We start from the raw sequence: 18035 nt of genomic DNA on the forward strand, positions 1-18035 counted from the left end.
CGATAAAATGTGGATTTTTAGTTGGCACTTCAAGCCCCCCTCCGGTTGCGAGCGCCCTCGCATTGGTATTCCGGGAGTCTGAAAACACTGACTTGACTCAGCTTTTTGCTTTTAGTGCTTAAAGCACTTGGACATAGCAAAAACTCCCGGAATTCTAAGGATATTCGAAAAAGTGGGCTCAATTGTACGTTAGGGTTTAGGGCTTTTAGTTCCCTGTTGATCGCTGCGTAGACGATCAAAATGACACTTTAAGTGATAAAGTAATTTCAGAAGGTTGGCAAGAAAAATGAAAAATTTTCTATTCTGTTATACCGTAAAACGGCGCTATTTGAAGGAGGAGTGAAGAGCTTGAATATTCAGGGTAGGGCTTGATTTGTTGAGCCTGATGAAGTGCTGTCGTTTGAGGAGGGTAGTCTGAAGACTGTAAGGGGACTAGGCAAAAAGCTGGGTTCGTTTTCAGAACAGTGTTTACAGAGCGGTGCGGGGTGGTGATGTGGAAATTTTATTTGGCTGACTTCTGTAATAACGTAAAAGCGTTAAAACGTATATCCGTAAAATGATGCGGAGGATTTGTACTGTGTGTATGCTTTTATCATGGCGTGGAATGTGGTGAGATAAATGGGGGAATACATTTGTGAGTGGAGAGGGGAAAGCTGGGATGAAAAGGGGTGTTAAGTGCGTTTTCTGGAGAAGAGTATGTGGAGAATATTTGGAGGAAGGGCTTATTTGTCTTGTCTGATGAAACAGCATTTTTTGATATGTGGGATAGCCATATGAAATAATCAGCAGGGGAATCTAATAGACAAGAAATCAGATTTTTGCAGAGCAGTGTTTACAGAGCAGTGCGTGGGGTGAATCTTTCGTTGGCTGTTTTCTGTGAATGTGTAAAAGCGTAAAAATGTGAATCTGTAAAAGTGAAGAGGAGGATTTATGGATTTATGCATTGTGCGTGTTTTGGGGGCACGTTGGGTTTTTGCATGGATGGGGTGAGATAAATGGGGGGAGAATGAGCTTGTTAATCGAGGAGGGAAGCTGGAATGAAGAGTGCTGTAAGTCGTAAATGTTTGATGGGAGAGAAAAAGGAGTGCGTGGAATGGGAGGGTGCCTATGGACAAGGGGGAGGGTGTGGATAAGAGGTGGGGGTAGTTTAAAGGGATGCGTGAAGGGATGGTGTGAGGGTGATAGAAGAGGGAGGTGAGGCTTTTATTAAAGGGTGCTGTGGTTTTGAAAGGGGGTGAGAATGGAGAAAATACGCTGGAAAGTCTGGTGATGAGGTGAGCTAATTTTGGGGGCACGTTGGGTTTTGGCATGGATGGGGTGAGATAAATGGGGGGAGAACGAGCTTGTTAATCGAGGAGGGAAGCTGGAATGAAGAGTGCTGTAAGTCGTGAATGTGTGATGGGAGAGAAAAAGGAGTGCGTGGAATGGGAGAGTGCCTATGGATAAGGGGGAGGGTGTGGATAAGAGGCGGGGTAGTGCAAAGGGATGCGTGAAGGGATGGTGTGAGGGTGATAGAAGAGGGAGGTGAGGATTTTATTAAAGGGTGTTGTGGTTTTGAAAGGGGGTGAGAATGGAGAAAATGCCCTGGAAAGTCTGGTGACGAGGGAAGTTAAAAGGGATGAGAGCAGGGCTCGAAAAAATAACTGGGAAAGGGAGCCGTGGTGGGGAAATGAAAAAAACTTTCTCACCCCCAGTTGTTTTCAAAGGGGAGTGAGGGGCTTATCAAGAAGAAAAAAGCTAGTTTCTTTTCATAATCTTCCAAGTTTTTCCATCAGACATATACATAATCTTTTGACCTGTGGTTATCTTTTGTGTGCCGTGAGTGGTGTGAAGCGTAGAACTGAAAGCCGCTAGATGATCTATAAAGATTGATTTCCACTTAAATGAATCAGGAGATGGCAAAAAGATATTGGGTGCCCAAGAACGATTTTTTGAACGAATAACGACAAGCTCTTTTTGTTTCAAAACGTTAGAAATTGTTTCTGCAGACAGATCTTTCTCATTGGAAATTTGTATTTCTGGTTTAGTAGTAGGCGAGGCTAAACCTCCAAAGTCGCTTATACTTGTCATGCAAAAGTTGGATGTACATGATGTTTGGATGAAGTCAGAATCTTGACACTTTCCTTGATTAGAAGCTTTCAGACTCCCTTCGTGTAGCTTGTTTTGTTTTATGCCTTGAGGCTCAAAAAAAATCGAACTTTGCGGACTTAAATCATAACAGGAGGAGAGATGTCTCTTCCAACGAGAATGGTCTTCAACAAAACTTGAAGATTTACGGAGTTGTCCAAATGTATTTGGTACTTCTATGGTCCCAATATTCACTTTTTTACCCGTTATAAAATCGACTACTGTCGCTGTAACTAGATTTCCATTTTTTTCAACATATAATCGATATCTGCGTCCCATCTCCCATGGAAACTTGATTTCACATCGTACTCCTGAACCTTCCTGAGTAAAATGCTTACATGTATTACCCTTCCATCCCGTTGCATTCCAGATAGAAAAATGAATGGTACGGCCGCTCCTGTTGAAAAAACCAATTTGTCCACTTTTTCCATTTTGGAATTCAAATTTATTTCCCCAGAAATAGATGGAGTTAGGCCCACCATCGTAATTTACTTGCTGGGTGAAAACAAATAGATCAAATGATGCGTTTTTAAGCCATTCATGCTCTATTGTAATAACTTTGCCGGCAAAAACGGCATAGCTTGGTTTACTTATCAGAAGGAATAAAAGTATTAAAATAACCTTTTTTACAGTATGGTACATACTCAAATCCTCTATCTTAATAAAAATAGTGTAACTTTATAAGTATTAAAGCATATATTCAATGTTTTGTTAAGTAAAATTAGAGAAAATACTTTAATGTTTACTCTAAACTATATGCTGTAAAGACTACTTTGTTTAAAGTGTTTTTGCATGCTCCTTTTCTGCTGTTCAAATTTAAGTTTAATGGTGGAATTTAGGGGTGATGGTTTAAAAAGGGGAGTGATGATGGGGGGTATAAGAAAAGTTGCGGTTTTTATTTAAAATGATAGCGTATTTTTTTTCTCCCTCTTGCTATGAGGCTTGTAGAAACCCATATTCTTTTTAGCACTATGGTTCTTCTTCTTGCTGCTTTTTTCGCGGTGTTTTTTAGAGGCTGGAAAATCCTTTCTGGATGTTTCTTTTGTGGAATATTGGAGAGGTTAAAGTGTGGTGATGGCTTGAGATTTAAGGAAAAAAAATGAACTTGGAAAAATATAGCGAACGCGTGCAGGGTTTTTTACAATCAGCACAAAATAGCGCTCTTGCTTCTGATCATCAGCAGTTTATGCCGGAGCATTTCCTGAAAGTGTTGTTAGACGATTCTCAAGGATTGGCTGCATCGCTTATCCAAAACGCTGGTGGTGATCTTACTCTTATTCAAAAAGCGCTAAAAGAAGCACTTGATGCTTTGCCTAAAGTGCAGGGGGGAAATGGACAGCTCTATCTTTCGCAGCCATTGGCAAAAGTTTTCGCGCTGGCTGAGGATATTGCGAAAAAAGCCGGTGATCAGTTTGTGACCGTGGAGCGCATGTTGCAAGCGCTGATCATGGAAAAGACCGCAAAAACAGCCGATATTTTAACAAGTGGAGGATTGACCCCGCAAGCGCTTAATCGGGCAATTAATGCGCTGCGGAAAGGAAAAACAGCCTCAAGCCCCCATGCCGAAGGACAATATGATGCCTTGCAAAAATATGCCCGGGATCTCACAAAAGATGCCCGTGAAGGAAAACTCGACCCTGTGATTGGGCGGGAAGAGGAAATCCGCCGCACTATTCAGGTGCTTTCACGGCGGACCAAAAATAATCCCGTGTTGATTGGTGAGCCTGGGGTGGGGAAAACAGCTATTGTGGAAGGGTTGGCATTGCGCATTGTTAATGGCGATGTACCTGAAACTTTGCGGGATAAACAGCTTCATGCGTTGGATATGGGAGCGCTTATCGCTGGTGCAAAATATCGTGGGGAATTCGAAGAGCGCCTTAAAGCGGTGCTGGCAGAGGTGCAAGCTGAAAATGGTCAGATCATTTTGTTTATCGATGAATTGCATAATCTTGTTGGCGCTGGAAAATCTGATGGTCCTATGGATGCTTCTAACTTGTTAAAACCTGCTCTTGCGCGCGGAGAACTCCATTGTGTGGGCGCTACTACGCTCGATGAATATCGAAAATATGTCGAAAAAGATGCTGCTCTTGCACGCCGCTTCCAACCTGTCTTTGTACCTGAACCCTCTTTGGAAGATACTATTTCTATCTTGCGCGGTATTAAGGAAAAATATGAACAACATCACAAAGTGCGCTTGGCTGATAGTGCTTTGATTGCGGCGGCGCGTTTGTCTAACCGCTATATTACGGATCGCTTCTTGCCGGATAAAGCTATTGACCTTATCGATGAAGCGGCGGCACGGTTGCGCATGCAGGTCGATTCAAAGCCGGAAGAACTCGATGCTGTTGATCGGCGTATTTTACAGTTGAAGATCGAACGGGAAGCTTTGAAAACAGATGTCGAGCCAACAGCAAAAGAACGTTTGGAAAATGTGCAGGAGGAACTCAAAACATTGGAACAACAGTCCGCTGAGATGACAAGTGCTTGGCAGGCTGAGAAACAAAAATTAGGGCATGCTGCTGATTTGAAAAAACAACTCGAAGAAGCTCGTAATGCTTTGGCTATTGCACAACGTGATGGACAATTCCAACGCGCTGGAGAGCTCGCTTATAGCGTTATCCCTGAACTCGAAAAACAATTGAGTATTGCGGAAAATGATGACCAACAAAATCATCTCGTTGAAGAGACGGTTACTGCTGAACATGTGGCGCGGATTGTTTCACGCTGGACCGGTATTCCTGTTGATCGAATGCTGGAGGCAGAACGGGAGGCGCTGTTGCGGATGGAAGATGAAATTAGCAAACGTGTGATTGGGCAGGGAGAGGCTGTGCAAGCTGTTTCTCGTGCTGTACGCCGCGCGCGTGCAGGGTTGCAAGATCCCAATCGTCCGCTTGGCTCTTTCATGTTTTTGGGTCCTACTGGTGTGGGGAAAACCGAATTAACCAAAGCTCTTGCCGCTTTTCTTTTCCAAGACTCCAATGCCATGTTGCGCATCGATATGTCGGAATATATGGAAAAACATGCTGGGGCGCGGCTGATTGGGGCACCTCCTGGATATGTTGGATATGAAGAGGGGGGGGTGCTGACCGAAGCTGTACGTAGAAGACCTTACCAGGTCATTCTGTTTGACGAAATTGAAAAAGCACACCCTGATATTTTTAATCTCTTGTTGCAAGTGTTGGATGAGGGACGCTTGACTGATAGTCAAGGACGTACCGTTGATTTTCGCAATACCTTGCTGATTATGACTTCTAATCTTGGTGCTGAGTTTTTAACTGCTTTGCCTGAAGGGCAAACAACCGATCAGGCAAAAAATGATGTTATGAATGTCGTTAAAGCGGCTTTCCGTCCTGAATTTTTAAACCGTATTGATGAGATTATTCTCTTTCAAAGGCTGCAACGTCACGATATGGAAGCTATCGTCGATATTCAGATAGAGCATTTGCAAAATTTGCTCAATGAACGCAAAATAACTTTGCAAATCGAGCCAGAGGTGAGAAAATTTCTTGCCGATAAAGGCTATGATCCGCTCTATGGTGCGCGTCCGCTTAAACGGATTATTCAAAAAGAAATTCAAGATCCACTGGCGGAAAACATCTTATTTGGAAAAATTCACGATGAGACAACGGTGAAAATTACAAAACAAGGAGATCGGTTGGAATTTTTGCCTGAAGATTAAGTGTGTAAAAATTCATGGTATAAAGGGCGGTGATAATCCTATTATGTGATAAACACCGCTCTTTGAAGCGTGCTGATTTAGAAAAATTCACGATGAGACAGCGGTATTTTATTGCAAAGCAAAGGGAGTGGCTGGTGTTTTTGCATGTTAAATCAGCGTTTTCGAATATCGTAGGATTCTTTTACTTCTGTTTGTCGTGAAACTATTTTCTTGCAATGTTATAAGTGAAGTCACAAGCGGGATTGCTTTATTGCTTTGTGCGTAAAAACGTTAAAGAGAAATGCCGTTTATCCGCCGTAAAACATTGCTCTTTGAAGGGGTGTGGGGAGCTGATCTGAATTTGACTTAAGGATGTTTCGTTGTTTGATATATTAGCAAATAACGTTGATCGTTGCTCTTTTTCCTAATCAGAAATTAGCCACAAGATTGCTTTTTGTTTTTTCGGCTGGAGTTCTCTAAAATTTTTCAAAAGGGTGTGTTCTTTTTCGCTATAGGTTTCTTGATTGTGGTGTAAGAGGGTTTCTTTTGTGGGAAGATTTTCTTTTGTGGCAATGTCTGCATAAAAAAAGTTCATAGGAACTTCTAGTTTTTGGGCGATTTCGAGCAAACATTTTGCGCTTACACGGTTTGAGCCTTTTTCATATTTTTGGATTTGTTGAAAACTGACACCTAAATAGCTTCCTAATTCTTTTTGGGAAAGTCCTATTGAAATGCGTCTGTGACGGATTCTTTTGCCTATCAAAATGTCGATAAAATGTGGATTTTTAGTTGGCACTTCAAGCCCCCCTCCGGTTGCGAGCGCCCTCGCATTGGTATTCCGGGAGCCTGAAAGCACTGACCTCGAATCAGCATTTTGCTTTTAGTGCTGAGAAGCACCTGGACATAGCAAAATCTCCCGGAATCCCAGGACACCCACAAAAGTGGGTTCATTCTTATGTATCGAGGTTTCGGGCTTTCAGTTCCCTATTGATCGTCGCGTATACGACCAAACTCACCCTTTAAGTAATAAAGTAGTTTCAGAAAATTGGCAAGAAAAATCAAAATAATCTCAAAGACTATAAAATTGGGTACTTTTTAAAAAAGTGCGAAATATGGATTATAAATCGCGTTTTTTGCTTAATCAGAAATGTCGATAAAATGTGGATTTTTGGTTTGCACTTCAAGCCCCCCGCTAGGGGCGAGCGCCCTCGCATTGGTATTCCGGGAGTTAAAAACACTGACTTGACTCAGCTTTTTGCTTTTAGTGCCAAAGCACCTGGACATAGCAAAAACTCCCGGAATTCCGGGATACCCGCAAAGCGGGATAAATTTATGTGTCAAGTCTTCGGGTTTTTAATCCCTATTGATCGTTGCGTAGACGATCAAAATTACACTTTAAGTGATAAAGTAATTTCAGAAGATTGGCAAGAAAAATCAAGAATTTTCTATTCTATTATGCCGTAAAACACCGCTCTTTGAAGGGGTGTGGGGAGCTGATCTGAATTTGACTTAAGGATGTTTTATTGTTTGATATATTAGCAAATAACGTTGATCGTTGCTCTTTTTCCTAATCAGAAATCAACCACAAGATTGCTTTTTGTTTTTTCGGCTGGAGGTCTCTAAAGTTTTTCAAAAGAGTGTGTTCTTTTTCGCTATAGGTTTCTTGATCACGGAGTGGGGTATTTTCTTTTGTTGAGATATCTTCTTTTGTGGCAATGTCTGCATAAAAAAAGTTCATAGGAACTTCTAGTTTTTGAGCGATTTCTAGTAAACATTTGGCACTTACACGGTTTAAGCCTTTTTCGTATTTTTGGATTTGTTGGAAACTGACACCTAAATGGCTTCCTAATTCTTTTTGGGAAAGTCCTATTGAAATGCGTCTGTGACGGATTCTTTTGCCTATCAAAATGTCGATAAAATGTGGATTTTTAGTTGGCACTTCAAGCCCCCCTCCGGTTGCGAGCGCCCTCGCATTGGTATTCCGGGAGGTTGAAAATACTGAACCTAAATCAGCTTTTTGCTTTTAGTGCTGAGAAGCACTTGGACATAGCAAAAACTCCCGGAATCCCGGGATACCCGCAAAGCGGGATAAATTTATGTTTAGGTTTCGGGTCTTCAACTCCCTATTGATCGTTGCGTGGACGATCAAAATCACACTTTAAGTGATAAAGTAATTTCAGAAGATTAGCAAGAAAAATCAAAAATTTTCTATTCTATTTATGCCATAAAACACTGCTCTTTGAAGGGGTGTGAAGAGCTAGAATATTTGAGGGCAGGCCTTGATTTGTTGAGCCTGATGAAGTGTTGTCGTTTGAGGGGGGTGTCTGAAGACTGTAAGGGTACTAGGCAAAAAGCTGGGTTCGTTTATAGACTATTGTTTATAGAGTGGTGCGGGGTGGTGAACCTTTCGTTGGCTTTGTTCTTTAAAGATGTAAAAGCGTAAAAACGTATATCCGTAAAAGTGAAGTGGGGGATTTATGGATTTATATATTGTGCGTGTTTTTGGTCATGGTATGGAATGTGGTGCGAGAATTGGGGGGAAGTGTCTTCGTGAATGGAGGGAGACGTTTAGAGGAAGAGTCTGTTAAGTTGTGAGTGTGTGACGGGAGAGAAAAGGGGGAATGGAGGATGAAGAGAGTGCGCATGGATAGGAGGGAGAGTTTGTGGGTAAGGCGGGTGTTGCAAAGAGATGCGTGAAGGATGGCGAGGAGATAGGGCTTGATTTGTTGAGCCTGATGAAGTGTTGTCGTTTGAGGGGGGGGTGTCTGAAGATTGTAAGGGTACTAGGCAAAAAACTGGGTTCGTTTATAGACTATTGTTTATAGAGCGGTGTGGGGTGGTGAACCTTTCGTCGGTTTCGTTCTGTAAAGATGTAAAAGCGTAAAAACGTATATCCGTAAAAGTGAAGTGGGGGATTTGTGGATTATATATTGTGCGTGTTTTTGGTCACTTTGGGCTTTTGGGGGCGTGGAATGTGGTGCGAGGATTGGGGGGAAGTGTCTTCGTGAATGGAAGTTTAGAGGAAGAGTGCTGTTAAGTTGTTAAGTGTGTGACGGGAGAGAAAAAGGAGAATGGAGGATGAAGAGAGTGCGCATGGATAAGAGGAGAGTGTGGGTAAGGCGGGTGTTGCAAAGAGATGTGTGATGGATGGCGGCTATCAGAAGATAGAGCTTGATTTGTTGAGCCTGACGAAGTGCTGTCGTTTGAGGAGTGGTTGGGTGTAAGCTTTATTTTGTGGGGAAAGCTGCTTTTTGTTGTGGGATTGTAGACTAGTGCTGGTTGGGAATTTGCATTCTTTGAGACGTGGGGTGGAAGTCAATATAATAATATAGCAGATTTTGATCTCATAATTTTTACATTCTTTCTTTTTTTTTAAAGCAAATAAGAAAGAAAAATTAATATATTACTTGATATTGGTCTAAATGCTTATATCAAGAAGAGTATTTCTTTAAAAATTTTCACTTAACTTATTAAGTGATTTATTAGAATAAAAGACTCTTCTGAAGTTCATATCACCAATTGTATCGAAGGAAGTGTAACTTTAAGTGTAGAAAAGTTTAATATCGGATGGTTGATATGAATTTGTTTTTAAAAAAGAGTCCATTAGCTCTTTTTTGCTCTCTCTTTATTTCCAAAGTTGGTGATTATGCTTATGAAGTTGTTTTTATTTTACTGGTCTTAGAATTAACAGATAACACCTTTTTTACAGGTCTTGTGTATTTTTTTCGATTTATCCCTTTTCTCTTTTTGGGCCCTATAGGAGGTTGGTTAGCGGATAATTTTTCTTTGAAGAAAAATATGATCTTAAGTGAAGTTGTGAGATTATTAGCTTCATTGTTTGTTTTTATAACTTATATAACAGGTACGGCACATATCATTGTTCTTATTTTTGCAGCAATATGTACAACGATAGGAAGAAGTATTTTCCAACCAAGTTTTCAAGCTGCTATTCCCAGAATGTTTTCAATAAAAGATCTTACAAAGGCCAATAGCATTGCTCAAATTATCATGGAAACGGCAGCCGTCATTGGCCCTTTGGTTTGTTCTATACTGCTTTTTTTTGCAAATAAATCGGCAGTACTCATTTTTGATTTTTTTACCTATTTTATATCTATTATCGTGTTATTTAATCTCATGAATTTAAATTCAAGCGAGAATAAATCATTCAATTTTATAAAAATTTATCGAGAAACAGCTTCATATCTTAAATATATTTCTACAGAAAATAATAATTTATTTATTACGCTCGTTGGCTCATCGTTTGCTATTCTCTTTACGGGTGCTATTTTAAGATTTTTAATTCCAGCTTTTGTTCTTTTTGTGGGGGGAGAGGAAAGCCTTGTGAGTTATATTTTTTCTCTCATGGCTGTTGGAACTATTGTTGGTGGTTTGTTCTATAGTAAAATTATATTAAATATTACATCGTTGAAGCTCATGATATTTTGGCTTCTTTATGGGGTTATTCTGTTTGTTATGCCCTTAGCTGCAGAAATTTATTTAAAATTCCTTCTCGTGTTAGCATTTGTTCTAGGATTTATTGGTGCCTTTGTGGATATTGGTTTAGTCTCAGCTATTCAATTATATTCTCGTCGTGAAGATTTTGGTAAGAGTTTTGGAACCTTTTCAACTTTAGCAAACTCTGCGGAAGCAATGTCTGGCTTTATTGCTGGACTTTTGGCACTCGTGGGATTGTTAAGCTCTTTTTTAGCTATGTCCGCATTAATTATTTCCACCGGAATTATTGGCGTTGTAAAAATTAAGAAAAATAAAGATGTAACACCCCTTAACACGACAGTCGATGATGACCATTGATATATTTGATATCTCCATGCCTTTTCTTTTTTCTAAAGACGGTTCGCTCATTATCTTATTCATGAGGTAAAAACACTGCTCTTTGAAGGGGGTGATCTGAAACGAATGAGTGGTCAGTGGTGGAAACTTGCTAGGCAAGCATTTGAATTCTTTACAGACCGTTGTTTATAGAGTGGTACGGGGTGGATGAAGCTTTCCTTGGCTTTGTTCTGTAATGATGTAAAAGCGTAAAAATGTGAATCTGTAAAAGTGAAGCGGAGGATTTATGGGTTCATATATTGTGCGTGTTTTTTGTCATGATATGGAGGGGTGAGAAGGATTGGGGGGAAGTGTCTTCGTGAATGGAGGGGAAATGAAGGGTGCTGTGCGTTGGTTTATGTAATGCAACACACCATGAAAGTAAGTATACATATACTATATGCTTTACATGTGTTTTTTCGTACTTTTAACATATATATTTTGTGTCTTAAACATAAGCTTTGAGTACTATGAGAGATGGTGGTCGTTTTTTTAACAAGCGAGAAAGTGATTAACTAATGCTTGATAGTAAAGCAGTATGTTGTTAAGGCTATTCTTTGAAAGGAGGCTCTTATTTCTGGTGTAGGAGCTTCTCAGAAGAGAATGCAATTAATAGGGGAGTTAAGATGTCAAAATATTTATTTCCGTTACCGCTTGTATTGGTGGCTGGTTGTGCATCTATCAGTAATTATTCATCAAGTTATGTCAGTCCAAATATTACGAAAGATGATGTAAAATTAATTGCTAACGATTTTGTTCGTAATCTTAAAAAACCTTTACCGCCCGCTACAACAACACTTATTGTGAAAAAAAATAAAACAGAAGACAACTTTACTCCTGTATTTATTGATCTCTTGCGACGGAATGGATATAACGTGATCTATACAGATCAACCAAACAAACAGCAAAATGGTGTAATCTTGACTTATCAAATAATGCCAATAAAGACAGGTATCTTGTCTATGGTTTCTTATGATGAGGTTGGAGTAACGCGTTATTATTTCCGTACTTATAATAGATGAAACCCCTTTGCCGGTTTGTCTCAAAGAAGTAGATAATGAAGAAATGTGTTTCAGGGGAAGTGTTGGGATTGAATTAATCAATAAAAATTTGCAGATATGAAAATTGCATATTCAGATGACAATTATTCGTCGTCTCGGTTACAATTTCAGTGTTGTAACGAAGAAAGATGTCGTTTTATCTGTTTGCAATCTTTCATGTTCTGTCTCAGTTATATAGCGCTTTTATCGTTTCTGTCTTATAGAAAATTACTTTCTGTTCTACGGCTCTATATGCCAAACTAATAGTCAGATCTAAACAATCAAATTCATATGAACTCTTTACAGAAATCTGTTGTTTGAGATTGTTGGAAAGGTGTTTTGTTTTTATCAAATTGTCGCGTGGTGGTTTGGGAGTTTCCTTTGGCTGCGTTTTGTAAATGTGGAGAAGCGTAGAAATGTGAATCTGTAAAATGAAGCGGAGGATTTGTGCTTTGTGAGAGCTTTTATCATGGCATGGAATGTGGTGGGAAGGATTGGGGGAAGTATTTGTGAATGGAGCGGGGAACGCTGGGATGAAGAGTGCTGTTAAGTTGTGAGTGTGTGATGGGAGAGAAAAAGGGGGAATGGAGGATGAAGAGAGTGTGCGCATGGATAGGGGGGAGAGTGTGGGTAAGGCGTTGGTGCAAAGAGATGCGTGAAGGATGGCGGTTTTTAAGGAGATAGGGTTTGATTTGTCAAGCTTGACGAAGTGCTGTCGTTTGAGGAGGGCGTCTGAAGACTGTAAGGGGTACTAGGCAAAAAGCTGGGTTCGTTTATAGACTATTGTTTATAGAGTGGTGCGGGGCGGTGAACCTTTCCTTGGCTTCGTTCTGTAAATGTGGAGAAGCGTAAAAATGTGAATCTGTAAAAGTGAAGTGGGGGATTTGTGCTTTCTGAGAGCTTTTATCATGGCATGGAATGTGGTGGGAAGGATTGGGGGAAGTGTCTTCGTGAATGGAGGAGAAAGTTGAGATGAAGAGTGCTGTTGAAGTGCGTTTTCTGGAGAAGAGTGTGTGGGGAATGGCTGTGAACAGATTGCAGAGTTGATGTGTAAAGAGATGTGAAGAGAAAAATCTCGTGGTGGGCGTTTATATTCTATGGGGAGCTTAACAATTATAGTTGCATCTATATTTGTATGGGGGATATCCGTGAAATGGGTGTGAGAAGCATTGAGAGGTGTTTTTTTAATAAGTGGGTGAATGAGCAATACAATGAAAGCCTATTTAGAGGGGAAATCCTATTTAGAGGAAATCCTATTTAGAGGAAATCCTATTTAGAGGAAATCCTATTTAGAGGAAATCCTATTTAGAGGAAATCCTATTTAGAGGGAATTCTATTTAGGCGGAAGCCCATTTAGAGGGATGCCTATTTAGGAGAAATCCTATTTTAGCTCTTGTTGTTTTAGACATTGTGTTTTGTATGAGGGGCATTTTGCAGGAAAGGTGTTTTGAGGGATGTGGCTCCCTTAAAGAAAAACACAAAAGTATCAAAAGAAAAATATAAAAACTTGACAAGGTAAATGTAAAAAGGTATCATAATGATACAATCGGAATTGTGCGTTTAAATCAGAAGAGATCTCTTGATAAAATTCTGTGAGAGGGGTGGGGATGTTTTTCCAAGATTTTGGTGTTTGTTATCCTATTTTGAAGTTTGATCCTATGATGTCGTAAACCGGTGCCGTAAACCGTTTTTTGAGATGTGGTGATATCAGGCAGGCAAGGCTTTAGGTAGAGGGGGATATTGGCAACGGATGTCGATTGATGCGCTTTTGCCTAATCAGAAATTAACCACTGTCTAATCTGAAATTAACCACAAAATTGCTTTTTGTTTTTTCGCTTCGAGCTCTCTAAAGTTTTTCAAAAGTGCGTGTTCTTTTTCGCTGTATGTGTCTTGATCGTGGTGTAAGGCATGTTCTTTTGTGGGAATATCTGCTGTTAAAAGGTCCGCATAAAAAAAGTTCATAGGAACTGCTAGTTTTTTAGCAATTTCGAGCAAACACCCCGCGCTTACACGATTTAAACCTTTTTCATATTTCTGGATTTGTTGAAAACTGACACCTAAATGGCTTCCTAATTCCTTTTGAGAAAGTCCCATTGAAATGCGTCTGTGACGGATTCTTTTACTTATTGAAATGTCATTAAAATGTGAATTTTTAGTTTGCACTTCAAGCTCCCCTCCGGTTGCGAGCGCCCTCGCATGAGTATTCCGGGAGTTTGAAAGCACTGAGCTCAGCCAGCCTTTTGCTTTTAGTGCTGACAAGCACTTGGACATAGCAAAAGCTCCCGGAATTCCGGGATACCCGCAAAGCGGGATAAATTTATGTACTGAGCGTTCGGGCTTTCAAATCCCTATTTGACCGTTGCGTGGACGATCAAAAACACAGATCAATTCATAAGGCAATTTCAGAAGATTGGCAAGAAAAATCAAAATAATTTCAAAGACTATAAGATTGGGTACTTTTTAAAAAAGTGCGAAATCTGGATTTTTAGTTTGCACTTCAAGCTCCCCTCCAGTTGCGAGCGCCCTCGCATGAGTATTCCGGGAGGTTGAAAGCACTGAACTCAAATCAGCTTTTTGCTTTTAGTGCTGACAAGCACTTGGACATAGCAAAAACTCCCGGAACTCCGGGATGCCCACAAAGTGGGGTAAATTAACGTTTGAGTTTTCGGGCTTCAACTCCCTATTGATCGCTGCGTAGACGATCAAGGCACCTTTTGAGTGATAAAGTAATTTCAAGGGATTGGCAAGAACAATTAAAAGATTTGGAAAATGAGAGCATTCTTTGTATCTTAAAAATTATCTCATTATCTTCTTATACTGTCAAAATAGGATTGTTTGGGGGCGATGATCTGATGTCAGTAGGGGGGGTGGGGCAGAGACTGGATTATAGTTTAAAAACCGGTGGGGGGGGGGAAAGCTTTATCCAGCAGAGGAAAATTTGCTTTTTGAAGTCGAATTGTAGATCAGAGCTTATCTGGCGTGTTTGATGAAACAGTATTCTTTGAGGGGTGGTGAGAGGTGGTTGCCCAAATGCAATGTGCTCGATAAAAAGTGGGATTGTTAACAGACTCTTGTTTATTGAGTGGTGGGTTAGTTTGGAAATTTCGTTTGGCTGCTTTCTGTAAAGATAGAAGAGCGTAAAAACGTGAATCCGTAAAAGTGAAGTGAAGAATTTATGCGTTGTATGCTTTTGTCTTGGCATGGAATGGGGGGAAAGGACTGGGGAACGAGTCTGCAAATGAAGTCGAAAGCTAGGATGCAGAATGTGAAAATTGGCGCTGTGGGAGAAGCTTTTTGGTGTGTGTGAAGCTTTGTCTTTTGGGTGGGGTCTTTGCTTCGAAGCGGAATTGATCGGTATTTGTAGGAGCTTTCGCTCTTTGTGTTGGAGAGGGATGGGTGTAAGAATATTCAGAAAAGGCTTGCTTGTTGAATCCGTTGTTTGAGGGGTATGGTGTGCTGATCTGTCTGAGTGGTTGGTAGGAGGAAACTGCTACAAGATGTTGGATTCTTGACAACGCAGTGTAAGATGCTGGTGGAAAAGTTTCATTTGGTTGCTTTCTGTAAAGATGGAAAAGCATAAAACGTGAATCCGTAAAAGTGAAGTGAAGAATTTATGCGTTGTATGCTTTTGTCTTGACATGGAATGTGGTCGGAGAACTAGGGGACGCATTTGTGAATGGAGAGGGGAAAGCTGGGATGAAGAGGGGTATAAATTGCGTTGACTGGAGAAAAGTGTGTGAGGGAATATTTTAGGGCAGGGCTTATCTGTCTTGTCTGATAAAATTGCCTTCTTTGAAGTGTCGTGATCTGAAGCTTATATTTTAAGGATGTTGATATATTGGCAAGGGATGTTGATGGGTGTGCTTTTGTCTAATCAGAAATTAACCACAAAATTGCTTTTTGTTTTTTCGCTTTGAGCTCTCTAAAGTTTTTCAAAAGTGCGTATTCTTTTTCGCTGTATGTGTCTTGATCGTGGTGTAAGGCATGTTCTTTTGTGGGAATATCTGCTGTTAAAAGATCCGCATAAAAAAAGTTCATAGGAACTGCTAGTTTTTTAGCAATTTCGAGCAAACACCCCGCGCTTACACGATTTAAACCTTTTTCGTATTTCTGGATTTGTTGGAAACTGACACCTAAATGGCTTCCTAATTCCTTTTGAGAAAGTCCCATTGAAATTCTTCTATGACGGATCTTTTTACCTATTGAAATGTCGTTGAAATGTGAATTTTTAGTTCGCACTTCAAGCTCCCCTCCGGTTGCGAGCGCCCTCGCATGAGTATTCCGGGAGTAGTAAAGTACTGAGCTCTAGTCAGCATTTTTGCTTTTAGTGCTTATCACACCTGGACATAGCAAAAACTCCCGGAATCCCGGGACACCCACAAAGTGGGTTCATTCTTACGCTAGAGCTTAGGGCTTTACTATCCCTTATTGATCGTTGCGTGGACGATCAAAATATCCTTTGAGTGATAAAGTAATTTCAAGGGATTGGCAAGAAAAATTAAAATGTTTGCTATACGGTTATAGTGTAAAATAGGGATGTTTGGGGGCGGTAATCTGATGTTAGTAGGGGAATTTATTGGGTAAAAGGTTGAATGATAGTTTAAAACCGGTGCGGGGTGGAAGCTTTATTCAGCAGAGGAAAATTTGCTTTTTGAAGTCGAATTGTAGATCAGAGCTTATCTGGCGTGTTTGATGAAACACCATTCTTTGAAGTGTGGGATAGCCATATGAAATAATCAGCAGGGGAATCTGATAGACGAGAAATCAGCTTGTTGACAGACCCGTGTTTACAGAACGGTGCGGGGTAGTAATTTGAGCGTTTCGTTTGGCTTTTTTCTGTAATGATGTAAAAGCGTAAAAATGTGAATCTGTAAAATTATGCGGAGGATTTGGGCTTTATGTGGGCTCTTATCTTTTTGGGTGTGTCCAATTTTTTTTAATTGTTGAATGCTTGGCAAATTTTGTTGCTGATTTTTATGTCATTTTTTGTGTTTGAGGTTTTGGTTTCTCTTTAGTTGGAAGGAACATGATGATGGTAGATGAACATTGTCTTCCCTTACGTCGAAGAGGGCGGAAAAAAGGGGCTTTAAATAAAACAACAAAGCGATTTAATGAAGCTCTTTTGACAGCGGCGGAGCAGGCTGGATATCACTATGGTGAAGATGGGCTGGTGTCTTATCTTCAGTATCATGCGTTGAATAATCCCGTACCTTTTTTTTCGCTGTTGGCAAAAGTGTTGCCTCTTCAGGGGGCTGGAGAGGGGGAGGTTAAAACAGTTTCGCGTATTGAGATTGTACCAGTGAATGCAAAAAATAGCGAACCGGAGAAGCATGATCCCTCGGCAACTGAGGCTTGAAGCTACGAGAAAATGTTGGGTTGGGCACATGATGTTTAAGGGATATTGTCTTTGAACGGGGATGCTAGATGTTTGTCTGAAAGCTTATGATTGAAATTGCGGTGAGGGGCGTGTGCTTTAGGCGTGTGAGCTGTGACGTTGTTAAGCTTTGGTGGGGGAAGCATGAGGACGTGGACTGGAGGAGACTTCGGTGCATATGGTGTTTTTTGGGGGTACATGGCGTCTGGGGTGGTTTGTGTGAAGGGGTCGGCAAGATGCTTTTATGGCGATGCATGAGGGGCGCGATACCTGAAAGATGTTGGGGAGTGCTTGATGATATTTGCTGTTTTGGACATTTGGTGAAGATTTGGTTTTTTCTCGTTATTGAAGGTGTGGAGATATCAAAAACAGTTTCGCGTATTGAGATTGTGCCAGTGAATGCAAAAAGTAGCGAACCGGAGAAGCATGATACCTCGATAACTGAGGCTTGTGATATTGAAAAATGTTAGGCTGAGGTGGGTGATGTGGGGTGATGTCTTGCAAGGGGGCTGCTTTGGTGATTGCCTATCTTGAGGGGATTGAAGCGGAGGCTATCGTGCTTGTAGGCGCTCGTGATATTGGGAAGGGGCTTTGGTGAATGATGCCGTAAGGGCCCCCGTGTGCTGGAGGGGATTTGGTGCAGGGTATTTGTGTGGTGGATATGGAACAGTGTTTTGATGGGGGAGGGGCATGAAACTTGAGAGAAGTGTTATGCTTGCCTGATGCATGTGTTTTGGTGGGGGTATCTTGGGGGATAAAGTGTGAGGATTGGTGATGCTTGAGAGGCATGATATTGGAGGATGTTGGGCTTTGGATATGCCTGAGAGCCATGTGCTGAGGCTATGATTTGGTTGGGGGGATACCTTGCTTGTGGTTGGGGGATGACAGGCGCGGTGTTTGAGGGGGTGGGGCTTTTGTGCCTTGGGGGCTTGGGGCGCATAGGTGGGGGTCAAGGGGATCTCATGCAAAAAAGTGAAATTTATTGAATATTAGGATGAAGAAAAGA

General features: G+C 40.9%; 14 protein-coding genes. 8 read left to right on the top strand and 6 right to left on the bottom strand.

From position 1 onward, the window contains the following. Positions 1 to 1737: 1737 nt before the first annotated feature. On the bottom strand, positions 1738 to 2769 hold the full coding sequence (locus tag ACFINR_RS07355) for a DUF3472 domain-containing protein (RefSeq protein WP_375621471.1): 1032 nt from the start codon (positions 2767 to 2769) through the stop codon (positions 1738 to 1740). 457 nt (positions 2770 to 3226) lie between these two features. Between ACFINR_RS07355 and clpB the strand changes: the two genes are divergently transcribed. Continuing rightward, positions 3227 to 5806 carry an ATP-dependent chaperone ClpB gene (gene clpB, locus ACFINR_RS07360; RefSeq protein ID WP_375621470.1) on the top strand — a complete coding sequence of 860 codons (2580 nt, stop codon included), beginning with the start codon at positions 3227 to 3229 and terminating at the stop codon, positions 5804 to 5806. Positions 5807 to 6209: 403 nt separating this feature from the next. Here the strand turns inward: clpB and ACFINR_RS07365 are convergent, their stop codons facing one another. The 3 genes from ACFINR_RS07365 to ACFINR_RS07375 form a co-directional block, all read right to left on the bottom strand. After that, the gene (locus tag ACFINR_RS07365) at positions 6210 to 6581 is read right to left on the bottom strand and encodes a helix-turn-helix domain-containing protein (RefSeq protein ID WP_375653755.1); all 372 of its coding nucleotides are present in this window, start codon (positions 6579 to 6581) and stop codon (positions 6210 to 6212) included. Positions 6582 to 6922: 341 nt separating this feature from the next. Next, entirely contained in the window at positions 6923 to 7069 is a 147-nt protein-coding gene (locus ACFINR_RS07370; protein ID WP_375647815.1) for a hypothetical protein, read from the bottom strand. A 283-nt stretch (positions 7070 to 7352) separates the two neighbouring features. Continuing rightward, positions 7353 to 7724, bottom strand: a complete 372-nt coding sequence (locus ACFINR_RS07375; RefSeq protein ID WP_375613820.1) for a helix-turn-helix domain-containing protein — start codon at positions 7722 to 7724, stop codon at positions 7353 to 7355. Positions 7725 to 9361: 1637 nt separating this feature from the next. Between ACFINR_RS07375 and ACFINR_RS07380 the strand changes: the two genes are divergently transcribed. Together ACFINR_RS07380 and ACFINR_RS07385 are read left to right on the top strand one after the other, a co-directional pair. Further along, complete coding sequence (locus tag ACFINR_RS07380) at positions 9362 to 10597, top strand: MFS transporter (protein WP_375653788.1); 1236 nt, start codon at positions 9362 to 9364, stop codon at positions 10595 to 10597. A gap of 644 nt (positions 10598 to 11241) precedes the next feature. Beyond that, positions 11242 to 11637 (top strand): hypothetical protein, encoded by a 396-nt coding sequence (locus tag ACFINR_RS07385; protein WP_375631857.1) that lies wholly within the window; start codon positions 11242 to 11244, stop codon positions 11635 to 11637. Positions 11638 to 13449: 1812 nt separating this feature from the next. On the opposite strand, the gene ACFINR_RS07390 is transcribed toward ACFINR_RS07385, so the two are convergent. After that, a complete protein-coding gene (locus ACFINR_RS07390; protein ID WP_375653792.1) occupies positions 13450 to 13818 on the bottom strand; it encodes a helix-turn-helix domain-containing protein in 369 nt (122 codons plus the stop codon). Between the two features lie 551 nt (positions 13819 to 14369). On the opposite strand from ACFINR_RS07390, the gene ACFINR_RS07395 reads away from it, so the two are divergent. Next, positions 14370 to 14642: a hypothetical protein gene (locus tag ACFINR_RS07395; protein WP_375653758.1), complete on the top strand. Its 273-nt coding sequence runs from the start codon at positions 14370 to 14372 to the stop codon at positions 14640 to 14642. Between the two features lie 188 nt (positions 14643 to 14830). Then, positions 14831 to 14962 (top strand): hypothetical protein, encoded by a 132-nt coding sequence (locus ACFINR_RS07400; protein ID WP_375615953.1) that lies wholly within the window; start codon positions 14831 to 14833, stop codon positions 14960 to 14962. Positions 14963 to 15525: 563 nt separating this feature from the next. On the opposite strand, the gene ACFINR_RS07405 is transcribed toward ACFINR_RS07400, so the two are convergent. Continuing rightward, positions 15526 to 15894, bottom strand: coding sequence for a helix-turn-helix domain-containing protein (locus ACFINR_RS07405; RefSeq protein ID WP_375653760.1), 369 nt, complete (start codon positions 15892 to 15894; stop codon positions 15526 to 15528). Between the two features lie 793 nt (positions 15895 to 16687). Between ACFINR_RS07405 and ACFINR_RS07410 the strand changes: the two genes are divergently transcribed. From ACFINR_RS07410 to ACFINR_RS07420, 3 genes are all read left to right on the top strand, one after another. Beyond that, a complete protein-coding gene (locus ACFINR_RS07410) occupies positions 16688 to 17011 on the top strand; it encodes a hypothetical protein (protein WP_375632089.1) in 324 nt (107 codons plus the stop codon). Between the two features lie 272 nt (positions 17012 to 17283). Beyond that, a complete protein-coding gene (locus tag ACFINR_RS07415; protein WP_375653762.1) occupies positions 17284 to 17499 on the top strand; it encodes a hypothetical protein in 216 nt (71 codons plus the stop codon). Between the two features lie 372 nt (positions 17500 to 17871). After that, positions 17872 to 18015 carry a hypothetical protein gene (locus tag ACFINR_RS07420; RefSeq protein ID WP_375653765.1) on the top strand — a complete coding sequence of 48 codons (144 nt, stop codon included), beginning with the start codon at positions 17872 to 17874 and terminating at the stop codon, positions 18013 to 18015. The last annotated feature ends 20 nt before the right edge of the window (positions 18016 to 18035 follow it).

The sequence above is a fragment of the Bartonella sp. AP19HLJMH genome (assembly GCF_042196245.1).
In the GTDB taxonomy this organism is placed as follows: domain Bacteria; phylum Pseudomonadota; class Alphaproteobacteria; order Rhizobiales; family Rhizobiaceae; genus Bartonella.